We start from the raw sequence: 25,711 nt of genomic DNA on the forward strand, positions 1-25,711 counted from the left end.
GCGGGGGACGGTTCACCGCGAATCCTATTCCGCCAAAGAAAAAGCCAGTCCCGAAGGACTGGCTTTTTTATTGCTGCTGGCTCGCCGCTTAGTTGCGGTTGCCGCCCAGCACGCCGAGGATGGCGAGCAGGTTGGTGAAGATGTTGTACAGATCGAGGTAGATCGCAAGCGTCGCGGTGACGTAGTTCGTTTCGCCGCCGTTCACCACGCGCTGCACATCGAACAGGATGTACGCCGAGAAGATCGCGATGGCGAGGACCGACACCGTCAGCATCAGCGCCGGCAGATGCAGCCAGATGTTGGCGATCGAGGCGAGGAGGATCACGATCACGCCCATGAACAGCCACTTGCCCAGGCCGCTGAAATCGCGCTTGCTGACCGTGGCCACCGTTGCCATCACTGTGAAGATCACGGCCGTGCCGCCGAACGCCAGCATGATGAGCGATGCGCCGTTCGAAAAGCCCAGCACGAAGCTCAGCAGGCGTGTGAGCATCAGGCCCATGAAGAACGTGAAGCCCAGCAGCAGGGCAACGCCGACGCCGCTATTCTTGAAGCGTTCGATCGCGAACATGAAGCCGAAAGCAATCGCGAGGAACAGGATCACGCTAACCATCGGGCTGCCCGCAAACAGGGCGAAGCCATAAGTCACACCCAGCCAGGCGCCCGCAATCGTCGGCAGCATCGACAGTGCGAGCAGCCAATACGTATTACGCAGTACCTTGTTGCGCACCTGTGCGGTCGCGACGCCCCCCGTTCCGCCGTAGCCGAAGCGTTGGAAATCCTGGTTCATATATTGTGTTCTCCGTGGTCGTTGTGCCTGTTGGCGGGGCTGTCAGGCGCCTGATGACGCATACGATGACCGGCAACCCTTGCCGGCGAATCCCCCGCAGCCGTTGGTCTGGCTTGTCGTCGAAGTGCAAGGATACCGAAATCTCCTTGGCAAAGCGCTCGGACGATTCTCGAAATCTCGGGGCAAATGTCCCAATTTCAATCGGCCGTTGTGCTCGTCAACCCTCCCATCGAGGGAAGGCGCCGGAATCACACCCTTGTGTCAACTTCGCGAAAAGCCGGATCGTCCCGGCCGTCCTGCGTTTGAGCGGTACGCGCGCTGTAGGTTCCATCCCCATCATAACAGCCTTCGTGCTACAATTACGGGTTCATGTTGGTTATATAACTGCTTAATTTTTTGGAGTTTTTCATGGCAGTCGAACGCACTTTGTCGATTATCAAGCCCGATGCCGTTGCTAAGAACGTGATCGGCCAGATTTACAGCCGCTTCGAAGCCGCCGGCCTGAAGATCGCTGCTGCCAAGCTGGTGCACCTGTCGCGCGCCGATGCCGAGCAGTTCTACGCCGTGCACAAGGAGCGCCCGTTCTTCAAGGATCTGGTCGACTTCATGATCTCGGGCCCGGTGATGATCCAGGCTCTGGAAGGTGAAAACGCCATCGCGAAGAACCGCGAACTGATGGGCGCCACCGACCCGAAGAAGGCAGAGAAGGGCACGATCCGCGCCGACTTCGCCGACAGCATCGACGCCAACGCAGTGCACGGTTCGGACGCTGCTGAAACGGCCGCTGTGGAAGTGGCTTTCTTCTTCCCGGGCATGAACGTCTACTCGCGCTAAGCCGCGTATAGTCGCTCAATCGCAGGAAGTTACCGAAGGGATGTTGACGGACCAGGGCCATGACCAACCTTACGAATCTGCTTGATTACGATCCGGACGGTCTGGCCGCCTATTGCGGCACGCTCGGCGAAAAGCCGTTCCGTGCTCGCCAGCTCCAGCGTTGGATCCACCAGATGGGCGCCGCCGACTTCGACGGCATGACCGATCTGGCCAAATCGCTGCGCGAGAAGTTGAAAACGCGCGCGCACATCGCCGCGCCTGCCGCAATCACCGACCATCTGTCGGCGGACGGTACGCGCAAATGGCTGCTGGACGTGGGCAACGGCAATGCCGTCGAGACCGTCTACATCCCTGAGGAGACGCGTGGCACGCTTTGCGTTTCGTCGCAAGCGGGCTGCGCCGTCAACTGCCGGTTCTGTTCGACCGGCAAGCAGGGTTTCTCGCGCAATCTGTCGCTTGGCGAAATCATCGGTCAGTTGTGGATGGCCGAGTTCGCATTGCGCCGCGATCTGGGGCGCGAAGGTAAGAACGAGCGCGTGATCACCAACGTGGTGATGATGGGCATGGGCGAGCCGCTGCTCAATTTCGACAATGTGGTCGGCGCCATGCGCCTGATGCTCGACGACAACGCCTATGGGTTGTCGCGTCGTCGCGTGACCTTGTCGACGTCCGGTGTGGTGCCGATGATGGATCGTCTGGGCCAGGAGTTGCCCGTGGCGCTTGCCGTCTCGCTGCACGCGCCGAACGATGCGCTGCGCGATGTGCTCGTGCCGCTCAACAAAAAATATCCGTTACGCGAACTGATGGGCGCGTGCGAGCGTTACCTGGAAGTGGCGCCGCGCGATTTCATCACGTTCGAGTACTGCATGCTCGACGGTGTGAACGACACCGAAGCGCATGCGCGCGAGCTTGTCGCACTCACGCGCGACGTGCCTTGCAAATTCAACCTGATCCCTTTCAATCCGTTCCCCGAATCCGGTCTGCTGCGCTCGAAGGATCCGCAAATCAAGCGATTTGCGCAGATTTTGCTCGACGCAGGCCTCGTCACGACGGTGCGCAAGACGCGCGGTGACGACATCGACGCCGCCTGTGGTCAGCTGGCTGGCGAAGTGCAGGATCGCACGCGGCTTGCACAGCGCGGCAAATTCGGGAAAATCGCGGTCGAGGTGCGTAGCGTATGAGGCTGCGCATGGGCGGGCGTGGACCGTGGCGAGGGCCGTCGGCCCCGCACGTGCCATGCCTTGCGTCGGATCAGTTGTGCACTAAAGCATTCCTTGCGCGGGGCGCGTTTCGCGTTCCGCGCAATTTCGTCAGTGACATGCAAAATCGCCCGATGCGCCGCGCAGATCTTCACGCCGCGCGCACGGGCGATGATGCAGCGAAACTGTCGCGAGCATATCCTCAGCCGCTGCGGGCGGCTGCTTACGAACGGGGGCGTATCGATGGATAACCAGAATCAGGCGGATGCAGGCGGGCAAACCGGGGCTCAAGGCCAGGGCTTGCCGCAGGGAGCACCTGCCGGATGGGCTGAGCTGGGCGCGCAAGTGGGAGCGCAACTGGCCGCTTTGCGCGAGAAGCGTGGCATGTCCGTTGAAGACGTGTCGGCGCGTTTGAAGGTCTCGGTGCAGAAGCTCAAGCGTCTCGAAGCCGGCGAGTGGGATGCCTTGCCGGAAATGCCGTTTATTCAGGGTGTGGTGCGTAGCTACGCGCGCATGGTCGGGGGTGACCCCGAGCCGATGATCGAATCGCTGCGTCGCGTGAGCGGCACGGCGCCGGTCCCCATCGATATTCCGCAACCGCAGTCTGGGCAACCGAGCATTCCGAAGAGTCCGGTGCGTTTCCGCTCGCCGGTCGCAGCGTCTCAGGCCAAGTGGCCCTGGGCACTGGCTGCGCTGGTCGTGATCGCGGGGGCTGCATGGTACTTCGGCAATGCACACAAAGCCGGGCGCGGGAGCATCGAGGCGGCTGATCTGGCGAGCGGTGCGTCGGCACAAGGTGCGGCAGATGCCGCTGAGCCGGCGAGTCAGCCAGTGGTCGCCGACGCCAACGGCACGCCGCCGGGGGCAGAAGGCGGTGCCGCCACGAACGTCGCCAATGCGGCGAACAACGGTAATACAGAAAGCACGGTCAATGACGCATCGGCCAGTGCGGCGGCTGCAGGCCCAGGCCTGATCGCTGCCGTCGATCCGACGCACGTGGTCGCCGGGATCGCGAGTGCTGCGGCCGCGACGAGCGTGGCCGCACCCGCGGCACCGGCCGAGACGAAGGCGTCGAGCGCCGGTACGCCGGGTAATGGCAAGATTGCGTTGCATCTGAAGGCAGACAGTTGGGTGGAAGTGCGTTCGAAGGACGGCAAGGTGCTGTTCTCCCAACTAATGCGTGCAGGTGCCGAACAGGAAATTACGGGCGATGCGCCGCTCAAGATCGTTGTGGGTAACGTCGCGGGCGTCGAATCGCTGGAATTCAACGGTCAACCGGTCGAGATCAAGTCCCGCAATGCGGGCAATGTGGCGCGTCTGACGCTCCAGTAAGACCGAAAGAGGGTAATCATGGCTTCTGTAGAATGCATGCCGATCATCGGTGGTCCGGCACCCCGCCGTCAGTCCCGCAAAGTCGGGATTCGCTGGGGCGGTCAACTGGTGACGGTTGGCGGCGATTCGCCGATTCGCGTGCAATCGATGACCAACACCGACACGGCGGACGTGATCGGTACGGCCATTCAGGTCAAGGAACTGGCGCAGGCTGGCTCCGAACTCGTGCGGATCACGGTGAATACGCCGGAAGCGGCCGCTGCCGTGCCGCATATTCGTGAGCAACTCGATCGCATGGGTGTGATGGTGCCGCTGGTGGGCGACTTCCATTACAACGGCCACAAGCTGCTCGCCGACTATCCGGAATGCGCTGAGACACTGTCGAAGTACCGCATCAACCCGGGCAACGTCGGGCAGGGCGCCAAGCGCGACACGCAGTTCGCGCAAATGATCGAGATGGCGATCAAGTACGACAAGCCGGTGCGTATCGGTGTGAACTGGGGCAGCCTGGATCAGTCGTTGCTCGCTCGCATCATGGACGAAAACGCCGCACGTGCCACGCCGTGGGACGCGCAGAGCGTGATGTACGAAGCGCTGATCACGTCGGCGCTCGAATCGGCTGAACTGGCGCAGCGAGTGGGTCTCGCTGCCGACAAGATTCTGCTGTCGTGCAAGGTCAGCGCAGTGCAGGACCTGATCGCGGTGTACCGCGAACTGGCCAAGCGTTGCGACTATGCGCTGCACCTCGGGTTGACCGAGGCGGGCATGGGCTCGAAGGGTATCGTCGCCTCGACGGCTGCGCTGTCGGTGCTACTGCAAGAAGGTATCGGCGACACGATCCGTATTTCGCTGACGCCGGAACCGGGCGGCGCGCGTACGGGCGAAGTCGTTGTGGCGCAGGAAATCCTGCAGACGATGGGGCTGCGTGCGTTCGCACCGATGGTGATTGCCTGCCCGGGTTGCGGCCGTACGACGAGCACGGTGTTCCAGGAGCTGGCATCGAATATTCAGACATACCTGCGTGAACAAATGCCGGTGTGGAAGGCTCAATATCCGGGCGTCGAGAACATGAACGTCGCGGTCATGGGCTGCATCGTGAACGGTCCGGGCGAATCGAAGCACGCGAACATCGGCATCAGCTTGCCAGGTTCGGGTGAATCGCCGGCTGCGCCGGTTTTCGTCGATGGCGAAAAGGTGCGCACGTTGCGTGGCGATCACATCGCCGAGGAATTCCAGCAGATCGTCGACGATTACGTGAAGACGCATTACGGTCAGGCGGAAGGTGCAGTGGCCGCCTAAGTCGGCGCCTGAGTTGACATGCACGGGCTTCACAAGGCGCGCCGACACACCGTGAGCAGTGCGCCGCAGGGACGCAGGCAGAACACAAGAGAATATGACTGACGCAAAGAAGAATCGCCTCGCCAAACTGGCCGGGGTCAAAGGCATGAACGACATCCTCCCGCAGGACGAAGCCCTGTGGGAGTTTTTCGAGGAATCGGTGCGCGCCATGTTGCGCGCCTACGGCTATCAGCAGATCCGTACGCCGATCCTCGAGCAGACCCAACTGTTCACGCGCGGTATCGGTGAAGTGACGGACATCGTCGAGAAAGAGATGTACAGCTTCACTGACTCGCTCAACGGCGAACAACTCACGATGCGTCCGGAAGGCACGGCGGCAGCGGTTCGCGCAACGCTCGAACACAATCTGCTGTACGGTGGTCCGAAGCGTCTGTGGTACTTCGGTCCGATGTTCCGTCACGAAAAGCCGCAGCGCGGCCGCTATCGTCAGTTCCATCAGGTCGGCGTGGAAGCGCTCGGTCTGGCGGGCCCGGATGCCGACGTCGAAATCATTCTGATGTGCCAGCGCCTGTGGGACGATCTCGGTCTGACCGGTATCCATCTGCAACTGAACTCGCTGGGGCAGGGCGAAGAGCGTGCGCGTCACCGTGCCGATCTGATCGCCTATCTCGAAAAGCACGTCGATCTGCTGGATGAAGACGGCAAGCGTCGCCTCTACACGAACCCGCTGCGCGTGCTCGATACGAAGAACCCGGCGATGCAGGAAATGGTCGAAGGTGCGCCGAAGCTCATCGACTATCTCGGCGAAGCGTCGATCAAGCACTTCGAAGGCGTGCAATCGCTGCTCAAGGCGAACAACATCCCGTTCACGATCAATCCGCGTCTCGTGCGCGGTCTGGATTACTACAATCTGACCGTGTTCGAGTGGGTGACGGACAAGCTGGGTGCGCAGGGCACGGTCGCCGGTGGCGGTCGCTACGACCCGCTGATCGAGCAACTGGGCGGCGATGCTACGCCGGCGTGTGGCTGGGCGATGGGCGTCGAACGTATTCTCGAACTGCTGCGCGAAGACGATCTCGTGCCGCAGGCCGAAGGCGCTGACGTCTACGTTGTGCACCAGGGCGAATCGGCCGTGGCACCGGCGCTGATTGCGGCAGAGCGCATGCGCGATGCCGGTCTGAACGTCGTGTTCCATTGCAGCCCGGACGGCAACGGCAGCAGCTTCAAGTCGCAAATGAAGCGCGCGAACGCGAGCGGTGCCAACTTCGCCGTCATCATCGGTGAGAACGAAGTGGCGTCGGGCACTGCCGAAGTCAAGCATCTGCGTGCCGCCGAGCAGACGAACAACCAGACTAGCGTGCCGTTCGACGGCCTCGCCGAGTATCTGATCGACGCCATCGTCGCCAGTGCCGACGAGAGCGTGAACGAAAGCCTGGCCGATGGCGGCGCAGGCAACGAAACGCTTCATTAATCCACGACGCCAGACACGGAGAACCCCGGCGAATGAGCAGCTATCACGAGGAACAGGAACAGATCGAGAACGTAAAGGCCTGGTGGAAGCAGTACGGCAATTACGTTATCTGGACGCTCGTCGTCATCATGCTGGCCTATGGCGGCTGGAACCTGTGGCGCTATTACGAGCGCAAGCAGGCGGTGGAAGCCGGCGTGCTGTATGGCGAACTGGAAACGGCCGTCAATGCGAACGACAAGGCGAAGGTTGCCCGAATCGCGTCTGATATGGAAAGCAAGTTCAGCGGCACGCCGTATGCGCAGATGACCGCGCTGCTCGCCGCCAAGACGCTGGCTGATGCCGGCGATACGGCAGGCGCGAAGGCACAACTGCAATGGGCTGCGTCGAACGCCAAGGACGACGAGTACAAGCAACTGGCCAAGCTGCGTCTGGCGGGCGTGCTGCTCGACGAGAAGGCCTACGACGAAGCGCTCAAGATGCTCGACAACCCGCCGGCACCGTACGCTGCGCTGTTTGCCGATCGCCGCGGCGATGTGCTCGTCGCTCAGAGCAAGGTGGCCGACGCACGGACCGCTTACAAGCTGGCGCTCGATAAGCTCGATAAGCAGGATTCGGGCATGCGCCAGTTCGTGCAATTCAAGCTCGACGCGCTGGGGGCCTGACGCGCGTCGGCATTCCGTTGGCAAGTATTACCCTCCCATAACGCATAACCGGGTACATGATGATCCTTAACGACTTCCGTCGATCGATGCCGCAAACGATGGCCATGTCACAGTCCGTGCAGGTCGCCCAGACGGTTTCGCCGCGCCGTGGCATTTTCAAGCGCGCGAGCACCGCTGTGCTGACGCTGGCAGTGTTGGGCACGCTGGGTGGTTGCGGGCTGTTCGGCACCAAGCCGGCGCATGAGCCCACGCCGCTCACGGAGATCAAGCAGGCGCTGACCGTCAAGCAGATGTGGACGGCAAGCGTTGGCAAGGCCGGCGCCTACAGCTTTGCGCCGGTTGCCGTGGGCAATGCCGTGTTTGCGGCTGGCGCGAACGGCAGCATCGTGCGCGTGGATGCGGAAACGGGAGCGTCGAACTGGTCGGCCAAGGCGGATACGAACATCACCGCAGGTCCGGGCAGCGACGGCGAAACGACGGTGGTCGCTACGCACAAGGGCGATGTGATTGCCTTCGATCACGACGGCAAGCAATCGTGGAAGGCGAATGCCGGCAGCGAAGTGCTGACGGCACCGCTGGTGGGGCGTGGTCTGGTGGTGGTGCGTGCCATCAACAACCGTGTGACCGCGTTCGATTCGGGCACGGGTTCGGTGCGCTGGTCGTACTCGCAACCGGCAACGTCGCTTACGCTGCGTACCGGCACCGGCATGGCGTTCGTGGGTGATCGTTCGATCATCACGGGCTTCCCGGGTGGCAAGATGGTGGCGCTCGACGCCAATACCGGCAATCCGCAGTGGATCACGCCGTTGTCGTACCCGAAGGGTGTGACGGAAGTCGAGCGTGTGAATGACGTCACGGGCTCGCCGGTCGTGTTCGGTCGTCAGGTGTGTGGCGCGACGTTCCAAGGCCGCGTGGGTTGCGCCGACGTGCAGACCGGCAACGGTCTGTGGGCGCGCGATTTCTCGTCACCGAACGGTGTGTCGCAGGACGAGCGTGTGGTGGCTGCGGTCAATACCGATGGCGCCGTGTACGCGTTCAACGCTGCCGATGGCAGTACACTGTGGCAGAACGACAAGCTCAAGTACCGCGACCTGTCGGCGCCTCTGGCGCTCGGCCGTGTGGTGGTCGTGGGCGACAAGCAAGGCTATCTGCATTTCCTGTCTCGCGACAACGGCGAGTTCCTCGCCCGCGTCAAGCTGAGCGGAGCCATCAGCGCGCAACCGGTCATCGCCGGTCAGACGCTGGTTGTGCAAACCCGCGACGGCAACATTTATGGCTTCCGTCCGGAATAACCGGTAACCGGCAAGCACCCGGGCATTTTCCGGGAACGGCCGGCAGCGCGCCGGCCGTCTTCGTTTTTAGGGCTTATTCATGAAACCCGTGATCGCGCTCGTAGGGCGCCCCAACGTCGGCAAATCGACGCTATTCAACCGTTTGACCCGCTCGCGCGACGCACTCGTTGCCGACATGCCCGGGCTCACGCGCGACCGTCACTATGGCGAGGGGCGTGTTGGCGAGCATCCGTATCTGGTGATCGATACCGGCGGCTTCGAACCCGTGGCCAAGGAGGGCATCTTCCACGAGATGGCCAAGCAGACGCGTCAGGCCGTGGTCGAAGCCGACGTGGTGATCTACATCGTGGACGGCCGTCAGGGCCTGACGCCGCAAGACCAGATCATCGCCGACTATCTGCGCAAGACGGGGCGCAAGATCATGCTCGTGGTCAACAAGGCCGAGGGCATGAAGTACTCCGCGGTCGCGAACGACTTCTACGAACTCGGCCTGGGTGATCCGCTGGCGATTTCGTCCGCGCACGGTGACGGTGTGAAGGAAGTCATCGACGAAGCCCTCGCGCCGTTCTATGCGAATCCGGACGAGAACGAAGACGAGGACAAGCACGATGGCCGTGTGAAGATCGCCATCGTCGGCCGTCCGAACGTCGGGAAGTCGACGTTGGTCAACACGCTGCTGGGCGAGGAGCGCGTGATCGCGTTCGACATGCCGGGCACCACGCGCGATTCGATTCACATCGACTTCGAGCGTCAGGGCAAGAACTACACGCTGATCGACACGGCGGGTCTGCGCCGTCGCGGCAAAGTGTTCGAAGCCATCGAGAAGTTCTCGGTAGTGAAAACGCTGCAATCGATTGCCGATGCGAACGTTGTGATCCTCATGCTCGACGCCCGTCAGGATATTTCCGATCAGGACGCGCATATTGCCGGCTTTATTCTGGAGTCGGGCCGTGCGGTGGTCGTGGGCGTGAACAAGTGGGACGGCCTGGACGAATACACCCGCGATCAGGCGAAACAGGAATTGGAGAGAAAACTCAAATTCCTCGGTTTTGCGAACTTCCACTTCATTTCCGCCGCGAAGGCGACGGGCATTGGCCCGTTGATGCGTTCGGTGGACGAAGCGTTCGCCGCAGCGATGACGAAGTTGCCTACGCCGAAGCTCACGAAGGCGTTGATCGAGGCTGTGGAGCACCAGCAGCCGCGGCGTGCGGGCTTCTCGCGTCCGAAGCTGCGCTATGCCCACCAGGGCGGCTCGAATCCGCCGATCATCGTCATTCACGGGAACAGTCTGGATGGCGTGACCGATAGCTATCGACGTTACCTTGAGAACCGTTTCCGCGAAACTTTTAAGTTGAAGGGCACTCCATTACGCATAGAGTTCCGCAACAGCGCGAACCCTTACGCCAAGGGCGAGTGAAAGCCCGCCTGGGGCGGGGTTTTGCTGGCGACGCTAGCAAAATCGGCTATAGTGTGGAAGTCAGGGTGGGAAGCGCGCACACGCCCTGGCTTACGGTCATTTGCTAAAAATACAATGGAGTAACTTATGAGCAACAAAGGGCAACTTCTACAAGACCCGTTTCTGAACGCCTTGCGTAAGGAGCATGTTCCCGTCTCGATCTATCTGGTCAACGGTATCAAGCTGCAGGGAAACATCGAGTCGTTCGACCAGTATGTCGTCCTGCTGCGCAACACGGTCACTCAAATGGTTTACAAGCATGCCATTTCGACGGTCGTGCCTGCGCGTCCGGTGAATTTCCATCCGGAAGCCGAGCAGTCCTGATTCAGGCTCGCCCGACCGGGAGTCTCCGGCCGGGCGAATTTCTCTTCCCCACCGCCCGCTCTTGTCCAACAGTCCCAATTCCCAATCCCAGCGTAGCTTGACCATCAATGCCGCGCTCGTCGGCGTCGATTTCGGCAAACTCGATTTCGAAGCCAGTCTCGAAGAACTCGACCTTCTGACGCAATCCGCAGGCGCCAAGCCTGTCGTGACCATCACCGGCCGTCGCCATAGCCCGGATGCCAAGTTATTCATCGGCAGCGGCAAGGCAGAAGAATTACGCGAAGCCATCGCCGAATTCGACGTCGAACTGGTGATTTTTAATCACGCGCTGACACCTGGCCAGCAGCGTAACCTCGAACACCTCCTGCAATGCCGCGTGGTGGACCGTACCAGCTTGATCCTCGATATCTTTGCCCAACGTGCGAAGAGTCATGAAGGCAAGCTGCAGGTCGAACTCGCACAGCTGCAGTATTTGTCCACGCGCCTCGTGCGCGCCTGGACTCACCTTGAGCGTCAGAAGGGTGGTATCGGTCTGCGTGGTCCGGGTGAAACGCAGTTGGAAACTGACCGTCGTTTGTTGGGCGAACGCGTGAAGTCGCTCAAGATTCGACTCGAAAAACTTCAGCGTCAACACGATACGCAACGCCGGGCGCGTCAGCGCAGCGGCACGATGTCGATCTCGCTGGTGGGCTATACGAACGCGGGCAAATCCACGCTGTTCAATGCGATGACGAAAGCCAACGCCTACGCTGCGGATCAGTTGTTCGCCACGCTCGATACGACCTCGCGTCGTGTTTATCTTGGTGAACTCGGGAACATCGTGCTGTCTGATACTGTCGGATTCATCCGCGAGTTGCCTCACCAGTTGGTGGCGGCATTCCGGGCGACGCTTGAGGAGACGGTGCACGCCGACATGCTGCTGCATGTGGTGGACGCGTCGAGTCAGGTGCGCAAGGAGCAGATGGCCGAGGTCAACGCCGTTTTGGCGGAGATCGACGCGGCCGAGATCCCGCAGATTCTCGTCTGGAACAAGATCGACGCGGTGCCGGAACTGGCCGCACAAGGGCCGAGAATCGAACGGGACGAGGCCGGGCGCATTACGCGAGTCTTCTTGAGCGCTCGCACCGGCCAGGGCCTCGACCTGCTGCGCGAGGCCATCAGCGAGGCGGTTGTGGCTGGCACTGGTGGGTTACAATCGCAGCACGAAGCGCCCGATGTCCGGCTCATCGACCGTTGGGACGATGTGCCGCGCGCAGAAGACAGATAACACGAGACGTCGCACCGTGAAGGGCGCGTTGCCACGGGGAACACCGGCAGCACGCTTCGACTCGGGTGACGAACTGGCAAGAGACTAGACGGAGGCCGGGCAAGGCCACCGATCGGCAAACCAGATTCGGGAAACACGCGCGAACCGGCAGCATGCGCGCTCCGATATGAGGCGCGCCGGTCGCAACGCCCAACCCGCTTCAGTCACCACGCTTCTACCTATGCTTCCAAGAGCTTTGATGCGACGAGTTGGCTTGATTTTCTCCCTGAACGACCCGCGCTGGGGGCGGGACGGCGGCGGCGATTCGCCGTCCGGCAATCAGGAGCCGAACCGCCCCGATCGTGCGAACAATCCGAATTCGCAGGATCAGAAGGAGCCGCCGCGCGGACCGCAAGGACCGCAGCAGGATGGCCCCCCCGATCTCGACGAACTGTGGCGCGATTTCAATCGCCGTCTGAACCGTATCTTCGGCCGTAAGAACGGTGGAGGCGGTAACAATGGCGGCTCGAGCAATTTCTCCGGTGGCTCGCGTGGTTCGGGGATCGGCGTGGGCGTTGTCGTCGCGCTGGCATTCCTGATCTGGTTGGCCACGGGCGTCTTCATCGTCCAGGAAGGCCAGGTCGGTGTCGTCACCCAGTTCGGCAAGTACAAGTACACGACCACCTCGGGTATTCAATGGCGCTTGCCGTACCCGTTCCAGTCGGTCGAAATCGTCAACATGTCGCAGATCCGATCGGTGGAAATCGGCCGCTCGAACACGATTCGCGATACCGATCTGAAGGATTCGTCGATGCTCACGGGCGACGAGAACATCATCGATGTTCGCTTCGCCGTGCAGTACCGCATCAAGGACGCGACCGAATTCCTGTTCAATAACGTGGACGCCGAATCGTCGGTGAATCTGGCTGCGCAGACGGCCGTGCGTGAGATCGTCGGCAAGAGCAAGATGGACTTCGTGCTCTACGCCGGTCGTGAAGAGATCGCGAACGAACTCGTCACGTCGATCCAGCGCATTCTGGATAGCTACAAGACGGGCATTCTCGTCACGAGCGTGACGATGCAAAGCGTTCAGCCGCCCGAGCAGGTGCAGGCAGCGTTCGACGACGCTGTGAAGGCCGGGCAGGATCTCGAGCGCGCGAAGAACGAAGCGCAAGCCTATGCCAATGACGTGATTCCGCGTGCCAAGGGTACGGCGTCGCGTCTGACGGAAGAGGCGGCCGGTTACAAGGCGCGTGTCGTGTCGCAGGCACAAGGCGATGCCGATCGCTTCAAGTCGGTGCAGGAGGCGTACGCCAAGGCCCCGGGTGTGACTCGCGAGCGTATGTATCTCGATACGATGCAGCAGATCTACTCGCGCACCACGAAGATCATGGTGGATTCGAAGAACAACAGCCTGTTGTATCTGCCGTTGGACAAGATCATGGAGCGTTCGCGTAGCGACGCATCGACCCCGGCACCGGCATCTGGTGCAGGCACGGGGGCTGCGGCAGGTGCGCCCGCCGCGAGCGACAGCAGTGATGTCGACCATGATCGATCGCGCGCGGCACTGCGCAACCGCGACCGCGATTCACGCTAAGGGGATAAGCGCATGAACCGTATTGGAACCGTTATCGTCGCGCTGATCGTTTTGCTGATCGTGCTCGCCTCGACCATGTTCGTGGTGGACCAGCGCCGTTATGCCGTGGTGTTCTCGCTTGGCGAGATCAAGGATGTCTACAGCCAACCCGGCCTGAAATTCAAATTGCCGCCGCCGCTCCAGACCGTGCTTTATCTGGACAAGCGCATCATGACCATCGACAACCCGGAGCCGGAACGCTTCATCACGGCCGAGAAGAAGAACCTGATCGTCGACTCGTATGTGAAGTGGCGCATCATCGACCCGCGCAAGTTCTATGTGAGCTTCAAGGGTGACAACCGCCTCGCTCAGGATCGTCTGACGCAGCAGATTCGCTCGGCGTTGCAGGAAGCGTTCACCAAGCGCACCGTGACCGAAGTGGTCTCGACGCAGCGTGATCAGGTCATGCAATGGGTGAAGCAGAAGGTGGGCGACGAAGCTGCGCAAGTCGGTATCGAGATTGTCGACGTGCGCATGCGCCGTGTGGACCTGGCAGCCGGTATCAGCGATTCGGTGTATAGCCGGATGGCCGCCGAGCGCAAGCGCGTGGCGAACGAACTGCGTTCGACGGGCGCGGCCGAAGCCGAGCAGATTCGTGCCGACGCCGATCGTCAACGTGATGTGGTGGTCGCCGAGGCATATGCCAAGGCGCAGCAGGTCAAGGGTGAGGGCGACGCCGTTGCCGCCGGCATCTACGCTCAGGCGTTTGGCCGCGATCCGCAGTTTGCCCAGTTCTATCAGAGCCTCGAAGCGTACAAGGCGACCTTCCGCGACAAGAAGGACGTCATCATCGCCGACCCGAACAGCGACTTCTTCCGATTTATGCGCGGTTCCGGTGGTGCTGGCGCGTCAGCCGGAAAAGCGGGAAAATAGCGCCTCTGACATCCGAGTAGCTGCCACCGCCCGCGTCAACGCGGGCGGTGGCGTTTTGGCCGAGCCCTCCTGTGACCAGCAGCACGATAATTCTCGCTTTTGCCCTCATGCTGATCGTGGAGGGATTGTTTCCGTTTGCCGCGCCGGAACGGTGGCGGCAAAGTTTTCGTAAAATAACGGAAATGCCGTCCGGCCAGATTCGCTTCTTCGGCCTGGCCGCCGTCCTGCTGGGGCTGATTCTGATGCTGCTGGCCGATTACTAAAAGGCGCTTTCACGCGCCGTCTGAATTCCGAAATACCCATGCCGAACTGGCTACTTCCCGAAAATATCGCCGACGTGCTGCCGTCCGAGGCGCGCAAGATCGAAGATCTGCGCCGACTGATGCTCGATCGTTTCCGTACGTACGGCTATGAGCTCGTTATGCCGCCGATGCTCGAGTATGTCGAGTCGCTGCTGACCGGCACCGGCCACGACCTCGACCTGCGCACGTTCAAGCTCGTCGATCAGCTCTCGGGGCGCACGATGGGCCTGCGCGCCGACATCACCCCGCAGATCGCCCGTATCGACGCCCACTTGCTCAACCGCAAGGGCGTGACGCGTCTGTGCTATGCCGGTAGCGTGCTGTTCACCCGTCCGCGTAATTTGCTGGCGACCCGAGAGCCGTTTCAGATCGGCGCCGAAATCTTCGGTCATAGCGGTCTCGAGGCGGATCTCGAAATCCAGGAATTGCTGCTGTTCTGCCTGCAACTCGCCGGCCTGAAGCAGATTCGTATCGATCTTTGCCACGCTGGCGTGCTTGAGGCGCTGCTGGAAGGCGTGCCGGCTGCAGAAGCCATCGAAAGCCAGCTGTTCGGTGCATTGGCGACGAAGGATGTGCCTCAGTTGCAAGAATTGACGCGCGAACTGCCGGCGCACGTGCGCGACGCCTTGCTGAGTCTGACCACGTTGTATGGCGACCCGGCGGACACGCTTGAGCGCGCCCGTAAGGTCTTGCCGGATCTGCCGGGTGTGAAGGCCGCGCTGGACGATCTGGCTTATCTGGCGGCGTCGCAAAGCAAGGACGGTCCGGCCGTGCTGTCGATCGATCTGGCGGACTTGCGTGGCTATCAGTACCACAGCGGCGTGATGTTCGCGGCGTATGTCGACGGCATTCCCAACGCGATTGCACGCGGCGGGCGCTACGACAAAGTGGGGCAAGCGTTCGGGCGTGACCGCCCGGCGACCGGTTTTTCGCTCGATTTGCGTGAGTTGGCGGCAATTTCGCCGGTGGAAGCACGTAGTAACGCGATTTTGGCTCCTGCCGACGATGTGCCGGGCCTGCGCGTCAAGATCGACAGTCTGCGCGACGCGGGCGAAGTTGTGATCCGCATGCTGCCTGGGCACGATCAGGATTTCGAGGAGTTCACGGGAGACCGCGTCCTTGTCGAGAAAAATGGCCAGTGGGTTGTGACGCCCCGGTGAATTCGCTGAAAAAAGCGGCACTCCCCTGCGCCAACACGGGTAGAATACGTTTTTAACCAAACCAACTATTGTTATGTCCGGCAATGCTTTGAATCAGGGACGCAACGTCGTCGTTATCGGAACCCAATGGGGCGACGAAGGTAAGGGTAAGGTCGTCGACTGGCTGACCGATCACGCGCAAGGCGTGGTGCGTTTCCAGGGTGGCCACAATGCCGGACATACGCTCATCATCGGTGGCAAGAAGACGATTCTGCGCCTGATCCCGTCGGGCATCATGCACAAGGAAGTCACGTGCTACATCGGTAACGGTGTGGTGCTGTCGCCCGAAGCCCTGTTCAAGGAAATCGAAGAGCTCGAAAGCGCTGGCCTGAACGTTTGCGGCCGTCTGCGCATTTCCGAAGCCTGTACCCTGATTCTCCCGTACCACGTTGCCATCGACCAGGCGCGCGAAGCACGTCGCGGCGCGGGCAAGATCGGCACGACGGGTCGTGGCATTGGCCCGGCCTACGAAGACAAGGTTGGCCGCCGTGCACTGCGCGTGCAGGATCTGTTCGATCCGAAGGCGTTTGCTGAACGTCTGCGCGAAAACCTCGACTATCACAACTTCGTCCTGACACAGTATCTGGGCGCGCCGGCTGTCGACTTCCAGGAAACGCTGGACAAGATGCTCAGCTACGCCGAACGTCTGCGTCCGATGATTGCCGACGTGTCGCAGGAGCTTTACGCCGTTAATCGCGAAGGCAAGAAGCTGCTGTTCGAAGGTGCGCAAGGCACGTTGCTCGACATCGATCACGGTACGTATCCGTTCGTCACCAGCAGCAACTGCGTGGCAGGTGCTGCTTCGGCTGGCGCGGGTGTCGGTCCGCAACAACTCCACTATGTGCTCGGCATCACCAAGGCGTATTGCACGCGTGTTGGCGCCGGTCCGTTCCCGAGCGAACTGTACGACGCGGACAACCCCGCCCGTCAGGAAGCTATTGGCCTGCAACTCGCGACGGTGGGTAAGGAATTCGGTTCGGTTACGGGCCGTCCGCGCCGCACGGGCTGGATGGATGCGGCTGCGCTTAAGCGTTCGATTCAGATCAACGGTGTGACCGGTCTGTGCATGACGAAGCTCGACGTGCTCGATGGTCTCGAAACAGTGCGTCTGTGCGTCGGTTACAAGATCGACGGCAAGGCGATCGACATTCTGCCGCGCGGCGCGGTGGATGTGGCCCGCTGCGAGCCGGTCTACGAAGATTTCCCGGGCTGGACGCAGAGCACCGTTGGCGTGACGCAATGGGATCAACTCCCGGTTCAGGCGCAGAACTACCTGAAGCGTATCGAGGAAGTGAGCGGTATTCCGATCGATATGGTGTCGACCGGCCCGGATCGTGACGAAACGATCCTGCTGCGCCACCCGTTCAAGAACTAAAAACAGCACGACAAGCAAGACACACCATGAATCTGCCCCAAAACGACGATAAGAACCTCTGGGTCTCGTGGGACGAATATCATCGGCTGATCGAGCGTCTGGCGCTCAAGGTCCATGAGTCCAACTGGAAGTTCGACAAGATCCTGTGTCTGGCGCGTGGCGGCTTGCGTGTGGGCGACCAGCTCGCACGCATTTACGACGTGCCGCTTGCGATCCTGGCGACGAGTTCGTATCGCGAAGCCGAAGGCACCATTCGTGGTGACCTGGATATTGCTCAGTACATCACCATTACGCGCGGCGAGCTGGAAGGCCGTGTGCTGCTGGTCGACGATCTGGTCGATTCGGGGGTGACGCTCGAGCGCGTCGGCAAGCACCTGAAGGAGCGTTTCACGAAGGTGACGGACGTGCGCTCGGCCGTGCTTTGGCATAAGGCGTGTTCGAAGGTAGCGCCGGATTACGCAGTCGATTTCCTGCCTACGAACCCTTGGATTCATCAGCCGTTCGAGGAGTACGACACGCTGCGTCCGCACAATCTGGCGGCTTGGATCAAGCGCGGTACCTAAGTCGTTTCGACGCATCTGGCGCACCGTGAGGTGACGCCCCGCCCGAGGGAGACTTCGGGCGACACAGGCGGTGACATCGAAAGATGCACCGCCTGTTTTGTTTGGATCGCTGCATCCGCGGTTGATCCCCTTTGATTGGCGTTGGCCCCGGGGCTCACCCCTGCCTCAAGCGCAATAAGCTGGTAATTCCCCCTTTGATTGCCGCTTGTGTCCGTTTCGCCATGTGTTCTGATGGGGGCTCACACCACCCCTTGCAGGGCTTTTCGCGCCTTCTTGCCATGATCAGGTTGTTTCGCCTCTTTTCCGCGACGTGCGCGATTGTGCTTACGGGCCTGCTGGCCTCGCTGAGCCCGTCGAGTCTCGCGGCGTCTGCTGTGGCGGGCATCCACACGGCAAGCGGGCTTCGATACGTCTCCGTCACCAATCAGACGTCGATGGCGAAGGCCAAATTGGCGGCACTGAACCGATGCAGAACCCAACTCGCATCGGGAAGTCGAGGGGGGCGATGCGAAGTCCTGATGGCAGGTAATGGACCGGCCTACTGGGCGGTGGTGCATGCCAGTAATGGAGAGGTTGGAGTGGCGCTGGGCGACACGCAGGATTCTGCGCTGCAGGACGCCTTTGTCGTTTGCCAGCGCGGTGGACAGTGTTCGACGGACGGCGCACAAGTGTGGTTCGACATCGGTCAGCGTCCTGGGAAGCGCTTGCCGCCACCACAGGCCGCTCAGGCGGCCCCGGTTCAGTGTCGGATACCCACCGGGCAGGTGGTCCGCATGCGCACCCAATGTGTCAACGGTGAGTGCACGCGAACATATGAGAACGGCTGCACCATTCGCTTTCAGGCCGCGCGTTGCCTCGATAAGGAGACACACAGCTATGTTTGGCGGCCGAACGGTTGCGACGACGATAGCTGAGGACTGAAAGCCGACGCCCGTCGGCCCTCGTTCCTCATGTGATGAGAGGCGTCAACTCGCCGACATTCCGCTGTGGCGCAGCAAAGCATCGACTTGCGGTGCGCGCCCCCGGAATGCGATGAACGACTCCATCGCCTCGCGGCTGCCACCCACGGCGAGAATCTCGTCGCGATAGCGTGCCCCCGTCGCAGTATCCAACACCGTGCCACTCACCTTGGCCGCTTCCTCGAAAGCGGCATAGGCGTCGGCCGACAGCACTTCAGCCCACTTGTAGCTGTAGTAGCCTGCAGCGTATCCGCCAGCGAAGATATGGCTAAACGTGTTCGGCCAGCGCGAGAAATCCACCTGCGGGGTGACGTGCAAACGATCGTTGATGCGTCGTGACACTTCAAGCACCGACTCCGGGCCACGCGGATCGAAGTCGTAATGCAGATGCATGTCAAAGTCCGAGAAGACCAGTTGGCGCAGCATCATCAGGCCGCTCTGGAAATTGCGTGCGGCGATCATCTTGTCGAACAGCGCGCGCGGCAGGGCGGCCCCCGTGTCGACATGCGCTGTCATGTGCTCGAGGACATCCCACTCCCAGCAGAAGTTCTCCATGAACTGCGACGGCAATTCCACGGCGTCCCACTCGACGCCATTGATGCCAGCAACACCAGCATCTTCGACTTGCGTCAGCATGTGATGCAGGCCGTGACCGAACTCGTGGAACAGCGTGATGACATCGTCGTGCGGCAGCAGGGCTGGCTTTTCTCCGACTGGGGCGGGGAAGTTGCAGACGAGGTAGGCGACTGGGGTTTGAAGTGCGCCGTCGTGCAGACGCTTGCGCGTGCGCGCGCTATCCATCCACGCACCGCCGCGTTTGCCTTCGCGCGCGAACAGGTCCATGTAAAACTGCGCAACCAGTTCGCCATTGCGTTCGATGCGGAAGAAACGCACGTCGGGATGCCACGTCTCAGCCTCTTGCGGACGAATCGTCACATCAAACAATGTGCCTGCAACTCGGAACAAGCCGTCGAGGACCTTCGGGAGCGGGAAATACTGACGCACTTCCGTTTCGGAAAAAGCGTACCGTTGCTGGCGCAGCTTTTCAGACGCGTATGCCGTATCCCAGGGCTGCAGCTTGTCGATGCCGAGCGACTTGGCCGCAAATGCCTGAAGCTCTTCCCAGTCCTTCTCGGCATACGGACGGGCACGGCGCGCAAGGTCTTCGAGGAATTCGAGCACTTGTGCGGGCGATTCGGCCATCTTCGGCTCAAGTGAGACTTCTGCGTAGTTCTTGAACCCGAGCATTTGCGCTTCTTCGCGACGCAGCGCGAGTTGCTCCACGACGATGCCGGTGTTGTCCCAGCCCGCGTCGCCGTCGCCGAACTTCGGTCCGAGTTCGGAGGCGCGTGTCACGTTCGCCCGATACAGCTTTTCGCGCAGGGCGCGATTGTCGGCGTATTGGAGCACGGGGAAGTACGACGGGAAGTGCAGCGTGAACTTCCAGCCTTCCGCGCCATCACGCTCGGCGGCGGCGCGTGCGGCCGCCTTGTCGTCGTCAGGCAGACCAGCGATCTCCGTTTCATCGGTCACGACGAGGGAGAACTTGTTGGTTGCATCAAGAACGTGATCGGAGAAGCTCTTCGCAAGGCCGGCCTGTTCTTCCTGAATCTCGGCAAATCGGGGCTTCTGATCTTCGGGGAGTTCTGCGCCGCCCAGCCGGAAGCCGCGCATTTCATTGTCCAGAATCTTCTTGCGAGCGGTCGATAGTCCGGCAAATTCCGGTCCGGCGGCAATCGACTTGTACTTGTCGAACAGCGCGAGATTCTGGCCGACACTGGCCGAAAACTCGGTGACACGCGGCAGATTTTCACTATAGGCGGCGCGCAGCTCGGGGGTGTCGGCGACTGCGTTCAGGTGTCCGATGATTTCCCAGGCGCGTCCAAGGCCTTCCGTGCCGTCTTCGACAGCGTCGAGGATATTGGCCCATGTCGCGGGTGTTGCGGGGTCGGCTGCGCGATCGACGGCCGCACGCGCCTGCTCCAGTAGCACATCGACGGCTGGCGTGACATGCTCAGGGCGAATTTCGGAAAAACGGGGGAGTCCCTCGATATCGAGAAGAGGATTGCTTTTCGGCGTATTCATGCGTTCGTTATCCACTTGAAGGGGCTTACGAAGAGTGTGGGGGCAACCTGTCGAATTTTCCAGTCGTTTTTTTCAACTGATGTCATTGACGTCGCCAACCGGGAATTGCGCGCAAAGCCTTAGTGGCATTGACTTGGCGGAGTCTTGCCGAGGCCGCGCGTTGATGCGGGGATCTGTTTTGTTACTCGGTGTAGACCGAGTTTTCGGGGGATTCCGACGTCCCGCTACGGTATCTCTCATCGGGGCCGCGTGGCGAGTGGCCCACGAATGAAGAGGGCGCGTACGACCCGTTGGCCGTACGCGCCCCATATGGCGTCGCTGCGTGAAAAACCGTCGCTTCTGGTCAACGGTCCACCTGGCGATCAGCCAAGCGCACGCTCCGCCGCTTCGATCGTGTTGACCAGCAACATGGTGATGGTCATCGGGCCCACGCCACCGGGCACCGGTGTGATGAACCCTGCGACTTCCTTGACGCCGTGGAAATCGACGTCGCCACAGAGCTTGCCTTCGTCGTCACGATTCATGCCGACGTCGATCACCGCGGCCCCCGGCTTGACCATATCGGCCGTAACGATATTGCGCTTGCCCACTGCGGCAACGATCACGTCGGCATTGCGCGTATGTGCGGCCAGATCGCGCGTCTTGCTGTTGCAGATGGTGACGGTAGCACCGGCCTGAAGCAGCATCATGGCCATGGGCTTGCCGACGATGTTCGACGCACCGATCACGACAGCGACGGCGCCACGCAGCGGGAACTCCACCGATTCGAGCATCTTCATGCAGCCGTAAGGCGTGCAGGGGCGGAACAGCGGTGCGCCCGTCATCAGCGCTCCGGCGTTCGAGACGTGGAAGCCGTCGACATCCTTTTCCGGCGCAATGGCTTCGAGCACCTTGTGGCTGTCGATGTGCTTCGGCAGCGGCAGTTGCACGAGAATGCCGTTGATCTTCGGATCGCGGTTCAGCTCATCGATTCGTGCGAGCAAATCGCTCTCGGTCAGATCCGCCGGGTACCGATCGAGCGACGAATACAGGCCATTGTCTTCGCAAGCCTTGACCTTGTTGCGCACGTAGACCTGGCTGGCTGGGTCCTCGCCGACCAAAACCACGGCGAGGCCGGGTTGATGGCCGCGGGCGGTGAGTGCAGCGGCGCGCGTGGCGACTTCGGCACGAATACGTTTGGCGAGGGCGTTGCCGTCGATGAGGGTGGCGGTCATGATGCGTGGATATCGTATGAAGGAAGGGGGCTGGCCCAAGGGGCCGTATACGGCGACGCAGGTCGGGCGGGCGACAAGCGCAAAGACCGTATTATACCGGCGCGCTGGGGCTCACGGGAGTGGGGCGCACGGCGTAACGCGTTAACGTCAGTGTTAGCGCAAGTGCTGTTGGCGAGGGGGAAGGACACACCCGAAGGGTGCGGCCGGTGATCGGTCGGTGGAGGGGCACCGAGCTGGGAATCAGCGCAGTGCCCGAAGGTTCGATACCCTGCACCTCCTGAGGTGCAGGGCGATCCGATTTATCGCTTGGACAGCGCCAGTCGGAGCAGATCGGCAACGGTGTTGACGTTGAGCTTCTCCATGATGTTGGCGCGGTGTGCTTCGACCGTCTTGATGCTGATGCCCAGATCGTCGGCAATCTGCTTGTTCAGGCGACCGGCGATGATGCGCTCGAGCACCTGGTGCTCACGGCTCGTCAGCTTCCTGAGCAGTTCTTCCGCAGCTTGCTGTTCGCGATGACGGCCAGCCTCTTCGCGAGCGGTTCTCAGCATGTTTTCGACCTGCTTGCGCAGTTCGCCCTCGTCGAACGGCTTTTCGATGAAGTCCGTCGCACCTTTCTTCATCGTTTCGACAGCCATCGGCACGTCGCCGTGGCCCGTCACGAAAATGATCGGCAGGTTGATGCCGCGCTCGATCAGGGCGTCCTGAAGCTCCAGTCCGCTCATGCCCGGCATGCGGACGTCGAGAATCAGGCAGCCAATCAGGTTGTTCGGGCGGTTGCTTTGCGTAACATCTGCGCAAAACTGCAGAAAATCGTCTGCACTGCCAAACCCTCGCACGTGATATCCATTGGCTTCCAGAAGCCAGCGAAGCGAGTCGCGGACAGCTTCGTCGTCATCGACAACAAAGACGGTTTCTTGATCGGTATTGATATTGGGTGTCGTCATAGTCCTCCCCCGGATCCGGATGTCGTATCGCTTTCTAACGGTAACAGAATACAAAAAGTACAACCATTCCGCACGCCGTCGATTTCATTGTTTTCTACCCACAGACGGCCGTGGTGCGATTCGATGATCGAACGGCAGATGTTCAGGCCCATGCCCATGCCGTCCGACTTGGTACTAAAGAACGGTTCAAACAATCGTTCGATAGTCGCTTCGTCAACCCCAGGTCCGTGATCGGACACCTGGAATTCAACAGATTTATCCCGCCGCTCCACATGCAAACGCACCGTCGGGTCGCGTCGTTGCCCCGGCGGGGGCGTGTAGCCGTGCATCGCTTCGGCGGCGTTCTTGAGCAGGTTCATGAGGACCTGCTCGATCAGCACCGGGTCGACGTTGATCTGTGGCAGTCCTGCCGGAAGCTCTGTGACGATACGAATTCGCCGCTTACGTGCTTCGATCTCCGCGAGGCCGACGGCATCCGCCACGATCTCATAAATGGATGACGGTTGTCGCTTCGGCTCGCTTCGTTTCACGAAGGCGCGAATCCGCTTGATGATCATCCCGGCCCGCACCGCCTGTTGAGACGTCTTTTCGAGCGCCGGCAGCAGTGTTTCAGGGGACGTGCGACCAGCTCGCACGAGGGCGGCCGTGCCCATACAGTAGTTGTTGATGGCCGCGAGCGGCTGATTCAGCTCGTGAGCCAGCGACGATGCCATTTCCCCCATCGTCGTCAGACGGCCGGTGAATTGCAGCCGCTCTTCTTCCTGGCGGGCCAGCTCTTCCGCATGACGGCGAGCTGTAATGTCCGTCGCCACTTGCAATTGCGCGAGATGACCGTCAACCCACTGAATGTACTGACGTCGGACTTCGAACCATTTCTGGTGCGTTGGCAGGTAAATTTCCTGCGTTTCCGCCGCTGTATCGGTCAGCGACGCTGCGGGCAGTCCGGCAAAAGCATCGACCATGTCGATGTGGTCGAGCGACGTCGGCGACAATTCGCCCCCACCCGACAGCTCGAGGTGGCCTTCGGGGCGCGTGCCGAACAGTTGCCGGTAATAGCGGTTGGCGAAGAGTAACTCTGCCTTGTCGACGGCCAGCACCGATACCGAGGCGTCGAGGCTTTCGAGCACCGTCGTGAACCGTTCGTGCGCAGCGGCGAGTTCTTCGCGGGCGCGTTTGGGCTCGCTGATGTCGGTCAGTGAGGACATCCAGCCGGTCTGGCGGCCGTGGGCATCGACCAGCGGCGAGACGAACATACGCGCGTAGAAAATCGTCCCGTCCTTGCGCTGTACCCGAATTTCGAAACCGTGCGACGGAGCCTTGCCGCGCAGCGTCATATCGATGCGGCGCTGCATTTCGTGAATATCGTCCTTCGGCCAGTACGGGTAGGGCGGCGCACGGTTCATGAGATCCGGCTCATCCCAGCCCGTCATACGGCAAAACGCGGGATTCACATAGGTGATGTGGCCCTGCAGGTCGAGGACTCGCATGCCGATCACGATTGAGTTCTCCATCGCCCGGCGGAACGACGTCTCATTAAACAGCGCCTGCTGCGCTTCGAATCGCTGGCGCGTGTGACGCCACAAACTCCAAAGACTCCAGAGCACGAAGCAGGACAACCCGGCGATCAGCCAGACCAGCGTGTTGTTGACGAAGTTGCCGACCGCCGGATACGAGTAGATGCGCACAGCAAGACTGTGGCCGGGCGGATCGAGTAACAACTCGTACGACACGTCGCGTGGCAGCGGTGGTCGAGTAGACGTCGTCGCCAGTTCGTTGTTGTGCGTGTCGATGAACGACACCTTGAACTTGTCGCCGAGTTCCTGGGGCAACTCGTGAATCAGCAGACCCTCGACGGAATACACCGCGCTGATCGTGCCGAGGAACTCGCGCTCGCGCAGTACGGGCACCTGAACGACGATGTAGCTGGCCCCCGAGGCGTCGTAGATCAGCGTGGAGTAGGCAGAGCGACGCGAGTCGCGCGCTGCGCGAAATGCCACCAACAGCTCGTCCTCCATGGGATGCTGGGCCGAGCCTTGTAGCCGCGAGGCGAAAGGGGAGTCCGCCGGAACGGCCCACTTCGGCCGTTGCGAGGCATCGAGCCAGTTCATGAAGACGATGTCTGCATGATTTTGCATCAGCTCGCTTGCCGTGTTCTGGAAGTGAGCCACGTCCTGAGGTTTGGCCGCCGTATCGCGGGCAAGGGAACTGATCTGGTCCTGAATGGCCAGCATATTGAGGCGGATCTGCTGCTGCGCCCACGCGACGTTTCGATAAAGCGTGTCCTGCTGCTGCTCCGTTTCGCGACGGTTCAGGCTCCACAGAATCAAACTCATCACCACCAGGAAGATCACAATGGAGACGAGCGGTACCAGCAAGTAGTAGTGCGACTCCGCAAACCCCTGCAACCAACGGTTGGAGCGGGCTGGCGTAGCAGCGGACCGGGACGGCGGGGATGAGTTTGCGAGGCGTGGCGAAAGCATGGCGAGATTGTAGCGCAGGCCGACCGGTTTCCCGCTGTCCGAGTCTGTCGCGCACTGCTTTTCGGAAGAGTCCGATCTTTTTGGTAAGACGGCCGCTTAAATCACCCTTGAGACCGATCGGTACATCCAAAAATCGTGATCTGATGGTGTCGGCAACCCATTGATTTTATGTG

At 61.0% G+C, this 25,711-nt stretch carries 22 protein-coding genes; 17 read left to right on the forward strand and 5 right to left on the reverse strand.

Annotated features, from left to right (window positions below):
* Positions 1-88: 88 nt before the first annotated feature.
* A complete protein-coding gene (locus tag PCO31010_RS14890) occupies positions 89-790 on the reverse strand; it encodes a Bax inhibitor-1/YccA family protein (RefSeq protein ID WP_150664926.1) in 702 nt (233 codons plus the stop codon).
* A gap of 408 nt (positions 791-1,198) precedes the next feature.
* Between PCO31010_RS14890 and ndk the strand changes: the two genes are divergently transcribed.
* The 17 genes from ndk (at position 1,199) to PCO31010_RS14975 (ending at position 18,767) form a co-directional block, all read left to right on the forward strand.
* Complete coding sequence (gene ndk / locus PCO31010_RS14895) at positions 1,199-1,624, forward strand: nucleoside-diphosphate kinase (RefSeq protein ID WP_150576858.1); 426 nt, start codon at positions 1,199-1,201, stop codon at positions 1,622-1,624.
* A 59-nt stretch (positions 1,625-1,683) separates the two neighbouring features.
* Positions 1,684-2,805 (forward strand): dual-specificity RNA methyltransferase RlmN, encoded by a 1,122-nt coding sequence (gene rlmN / locus PCO31010_RS14900; protein WP_039399078.1) that lies wholly within the window; start codon positions 1,684-1,686, stop codon positions 2,803-2,805.
* Positions 2,806-3,066: 261 nt separating this feature from the next.
* The gene (locus PCO31010_RS14905; RefSeq protein ID WP_174984755.1) at positions 3,067-4,155 is read left to right on the forward strand and encodes a helix-turn-helix domain-containing protein; all 1,089 of its coding nucleotides are present in this window, start codon (positions 3,067-3,069) and stop codon (positions 4,153-4,155) included.
* An 18-nt stretch (positions 4,156-4,173) separates the two neighbouring features.
* Positions 4,174-5,454, forward strand: coding sequence for a flavodoxin-dependent (E)-4-hydroxy-3-methylbut-2-enyl-diphosphate synthase (ispG, locus tag PCO31010_RS14910; RefSeq protein WP_039399076.1), 1,281 nt, complete (start codon positions 4,174-4,176; stop codon positions 5,452-5,454).
* A gap of 94 nt (positions 5,455-5,548) precedes the next feature.
* Entirely contained in the window at positions 5,549-6,925 is a 1,377-nt protein-coding gene (gene hisS / locus PCO31010_RS14915; RefSeq protein WP_046291602.1) for a histidine--tRNA ligase, read from the forward strand.
* Positions 6,926-6,957: 32 nt separating this feature from the next.
* Entirely contained in the window at positions 6,958-7,587 is a 630-nt protein-coding gene (locus PCO31010_RS14920) for a YfgM family protein (protein ID WP_150664928.1), read from the forward strand.
* 104 nt (positions 7,588-7,691) lie between these two features.
* Complete coding sequence (gene bamB / locus PCO31010_RS14925; RefSeq protein WP_174984758.1) at positions 7,692-8,879, forward strand: outer membrane protein assembly factor BamB; 1,188 nt, start codon at positions 7,692-7,694, stop codon at positions 8,877-8,879.
* A 79-nt stretch (positions 8,880-8,958) separates the two neighbouring features.
* Positions 8,959-10,296 carry a ribosome biogenesis GTPase Der gene (der, locus tag PCO31010_RS14930; RefSeq protein ID WP_150664930.1) on the forward strand — a complete coding sequence of 446 codons (1,338 nt, stop codon included), beginning with the start codon at positions 8,959-8,961 and terminating at the stop codon, positions 10,294-10,296.
* A 126-nt stretch (positions 10,297-10,422) separates the two neighbouring features.
* Positions 10,423-10,659, forward strand: coding sequence for an RNA chaperone Hfq (hfq, locus tag PCO31010_RS14935; RefSeq protein ID WP_010807283.1), 237 nt, complete (start codon positions 10,423-10,425; stop codon positions 10,657-10,659).
* A 103-nt stretch (positions 10,660-10,762) separates the two neighbouring features.
* A complete protein-coding gene (gene hflX, locus PCO31010_RS14940) occupies positions 10,763-11,926 on the forward strand; it encodes a GTPase HflX (protein WP_425495021.1) in 1,164 nt (387 codons plus the stop codon).
* A 253-nt stretch (positions 11,927-12,179) separates the two neighbouring features.
* Positions 12,180-13,502 carry an FtsH protease activity modulator HflK gene (gene hflK, locus PCO31010_RS14945; RefSeq protein WP_150664932.1) on the forward strand — a complete coding sequence of 441 codons (1,323 nt, stop codon included), beginning with the start codon at positions 12,180-12,182 and terminating at the stop codon, positions 13,500-13,502.
* Positions 13,503-13,514: 12 nt separating this feature from the next.
* A complete protein-coding gene (gene hflC / locus PCO31010_RS14950; protein ID WP_150576865.1) occupies positions 13,515-14,414 on the forward strand; it encodes a protease modulator HflC in 900 nt (299 codons plus the stop codon).
* Positions 14,415-14,485: 71 nt separating this feature from the next.
* Positions 14,486-14,677: a DUF2065 domain-containing protein gene (locus PCO31010_RS14955; protein WP_052252941.1), complete on the forward strand. Its 192-nt coding sequence runs from the start codon at positions 14,486-14,488 to the stop codon at positions 14,675-14,677.
* Between the two features lie 38 nt (positions 14,678-14,715).
* The gene (locus PCO31010_RS14960; RefSeq protein ID WP_150664933.1) at positions 14,716-15,876 is read left to right on the forward strand and encodes an ATP phosphoribosyltransferase regulatory subunit; all 1,161 of its coding nucleotides are present in this window, start codon (positions 14,716-14,718) and stop codon (positions 15,874-15,876) included.
* A gap of 73 nt (positions 15,877-15,949) precedes the next feature.
* Positions 15,950-17,290 (forward strand): adenylosuccinate synthase, encoded by a 1,341-nt coding sequence (locus PCO31010_RS14965; protein ID WP_150664934.1) that lies wholly within the window; start codon positions 15,950-15,952, stop codon positions 17,288-17,290.
* Between the two features lie 26 nt (positions 17,291-17,316).
* Positions 17,317-17,853, forward strand: coding sequence for a phosphoribosyltransferase (locus tag PCO31010_RS14970; protein WP_046291611.1), 537 nt, complete (start codon positions 17,317-17,319; stop codon positions 17,851-17,853).
* Between the two features lie 278 nt (positions 17,854-18,131).
* Positions 18,132-18,767: a DUF4189 domain-containing protein gene (locus PCO31010_RS14975; RefSeq protein ID WP_174984765.1), complete on the forward strand. Its 636-nt coding sequence runs from the start codon at positions 18,132-18,134 to the stop codon at positions 18,765-18,767.
* Positions 18,768-18,818: 51 nt separating this feature from the next.
* On the opposite strand, the gene PCO31010_RS14980 is transcribed toward PCO31010_RS14975, so the two are convergent.
* The 4 genes from PCO31010_RS14980 to PCO31010_RS14995 form a co-directional block, all read right to left on the reverse strand.
* Complete coding sequence (locus tag PCO31010_RS14980) at positions 18,819-20,897, reverse strand: M3 family metallopeptidase (protein WP_150664936.1); 2,079 nt, start codon at positions 20,895-20,897, stop codon at positions 18,819-18,821.
* Between the two features lie 362 nt (positions 20,898-21,259).
* Entirely contained in the window at positions 21,260-22,111 is an 852-nt protein-coding gene (gene folD, locus PCO31010_RS14985; RefSeq protein ID WP_150664937.1) for a bifunctional methylenetetrahydrofolate dehydrogenase/methenyltetrahydrofolate cyclohydrolase FolD, read from the reverse strand.
* A gap of 299 nt (positions 22,112-22,410) precedes the next feature.
* Positions 22,411-23,058 (reverse strand): response regulator transcription factor, encoded by a 648-nt coding sequence (locus PCO31010_RS14990; RefSeq protein ID WP_039399048.1) that lies wholly within the window; start codon positions 23,056-23,058, stop codon positions 22,411-22,413.
* Positions 23,055-25,538 (reverse strand): PAS domain-containing sensor histidine kinase, encoded by a 2,484-nt coding sequence (locus PCO31010_RS14995; RefSeq protein WP_224786829.1) that lies wholly within the window; start codon positions 25,536-25,538, stop codon positions 23,055-23,057. Before PCO31010_RS14995 ends, PCO31010_RS14990 begins: the two co-directional genes overlap by 4 nt.
* Between the last annotated feature and the right edge of the window lie 173 nt (positions 25,539-25,711).

The organism is Pandoraea commovens, assembly GCF_902459615.1.
Lineage (GTDB): Bacteria > Pseudomonadota > Gammaproteobacteria > Burkholderiales > Burkholderiaceae > Pandoraea > Pandoraea commovens.

Coding starts and splice junctions, on each gene's coding strand:
- PCO31010_RS14920 (WP_150664928.1), top strand. CDS start 6,958: ATGAGCAGCTATCACGAGGAACAGGAACAGATCGAGAACGTAAAGGCC.
- PCO31010_RS14995 (WP_224786829.1), bottom strand. CDS start 25,538: ATGCTTTCGCCACGCCTCGCAAACTCATCCCCGCCGTCCCGGTCCGCT.
- PCO31010_RS14970 (WP_046291611.1), top strand. CDS start 17,317: ATGAATCTGCCCCAAAACGACGATAAGAACCTCTGGGTCTCGTGGGAC.
- PCO31010_RS14990 (WP_039399048.1), bottom strand. CDS start 23,058: ATGACGACACCCAATATCAATACCGATCAAGAAACCGTCTTTGTTGTC.
- hisS (WP_046291602.1), top strand. CDS start 5,549: ATGACTGACGCAAAGAAGAATCGCCTCGCCAAACTGGCCGGGGTCAAA.
- PCO31010_RS14890 (WP_150664926.1), bottom strand. CDS start 790: ATGAACCAGGATTTCCAACGCTTCGGCTACGGCGGAACGGGGGGCGTC.
- hflC (WP_150576865.1), top strand. CDS start 13,515: ATGAACCGTATTGGAACCGTTATCGTCGCGCTGATCGTTTTGCTGATC.
- PCO31010_RS14960 (WP_150664933.1), top strand. CDS start 14,716: ATGCCGAACTGGCTACTTCCCGAAAATATCGCCGACGTGCTGCCGTCC.
- PCO31010_RS14975 (WP_174984765.1), top strand. CDS start 18,132: ATGATCAGGTTGTTTCGCCTCTTTTCCGCGACGTGCGCGATTGTGCTT.
- der (WP_150664930.1), top strand. CDS start 8,959: ATGAAACCCGTGATCGCGCTCGTAGGGCGCCCCAACGTCGGCAAATCG.
- hfq (WP_010807283.1), top strand. CDS start 10,423: ATGAGCAACAAAGGGCAACTTCTACAAGACCCGTTTCTGAACGCCTTG.
- PCO31010_RS14905 (WP_174984755.1), top strand. CDS start 3,067: ATGGATAACCAGAATCAGGCGGATGCAGGCGGGCAAACCGGGGCTCAA.
- ispG (WP_039399076.1), top strand. CDS start 4,174: ATGGCTTCTGTAGAATGCATGCCGATCATCGGTGGTCCGGCACCCCGC.
- folD (WP_150664937.1), bottom strand. CDS start 22,111: ATGACCGCCACCCTCATCGACGGCAACGCCCTCGCCAAACGTATTCGT.
- bamB (WP_174984758.1), top strand. CDS start 7,692: ATGTCACAGTCCGTGCAGGTCGCCCAGACGGTTTCGCCGCGCCGTGGC.
- ndk (WP_150576858.1), top strand. CDS start 1,199: ATGGCAGTCGAACGCACTTTGTCGATTATCAAGCCCGATGCCGTTGCT.
- PCO31010_RS14980 (WP_150664936.1), bottom strand. CDS start 20,897: ATGAATACGCCGAAAAGCAATCCTCTTCTCGATATCGAGGGACTCCCC.
- rlmN (WP_039399078.1), top strand. CDS start 1,684: ATGACCAACCTTACGAATCTGCTTGATTACGATCCGGACGGTCTGGCC.
- PCO31010_RS14965 (WP_150664934.1), top strand. CDS start 15,950: ATGTCCGGCAATGCTTTGAATCAGGGACGCAACGTCGTCGTTATCGGA.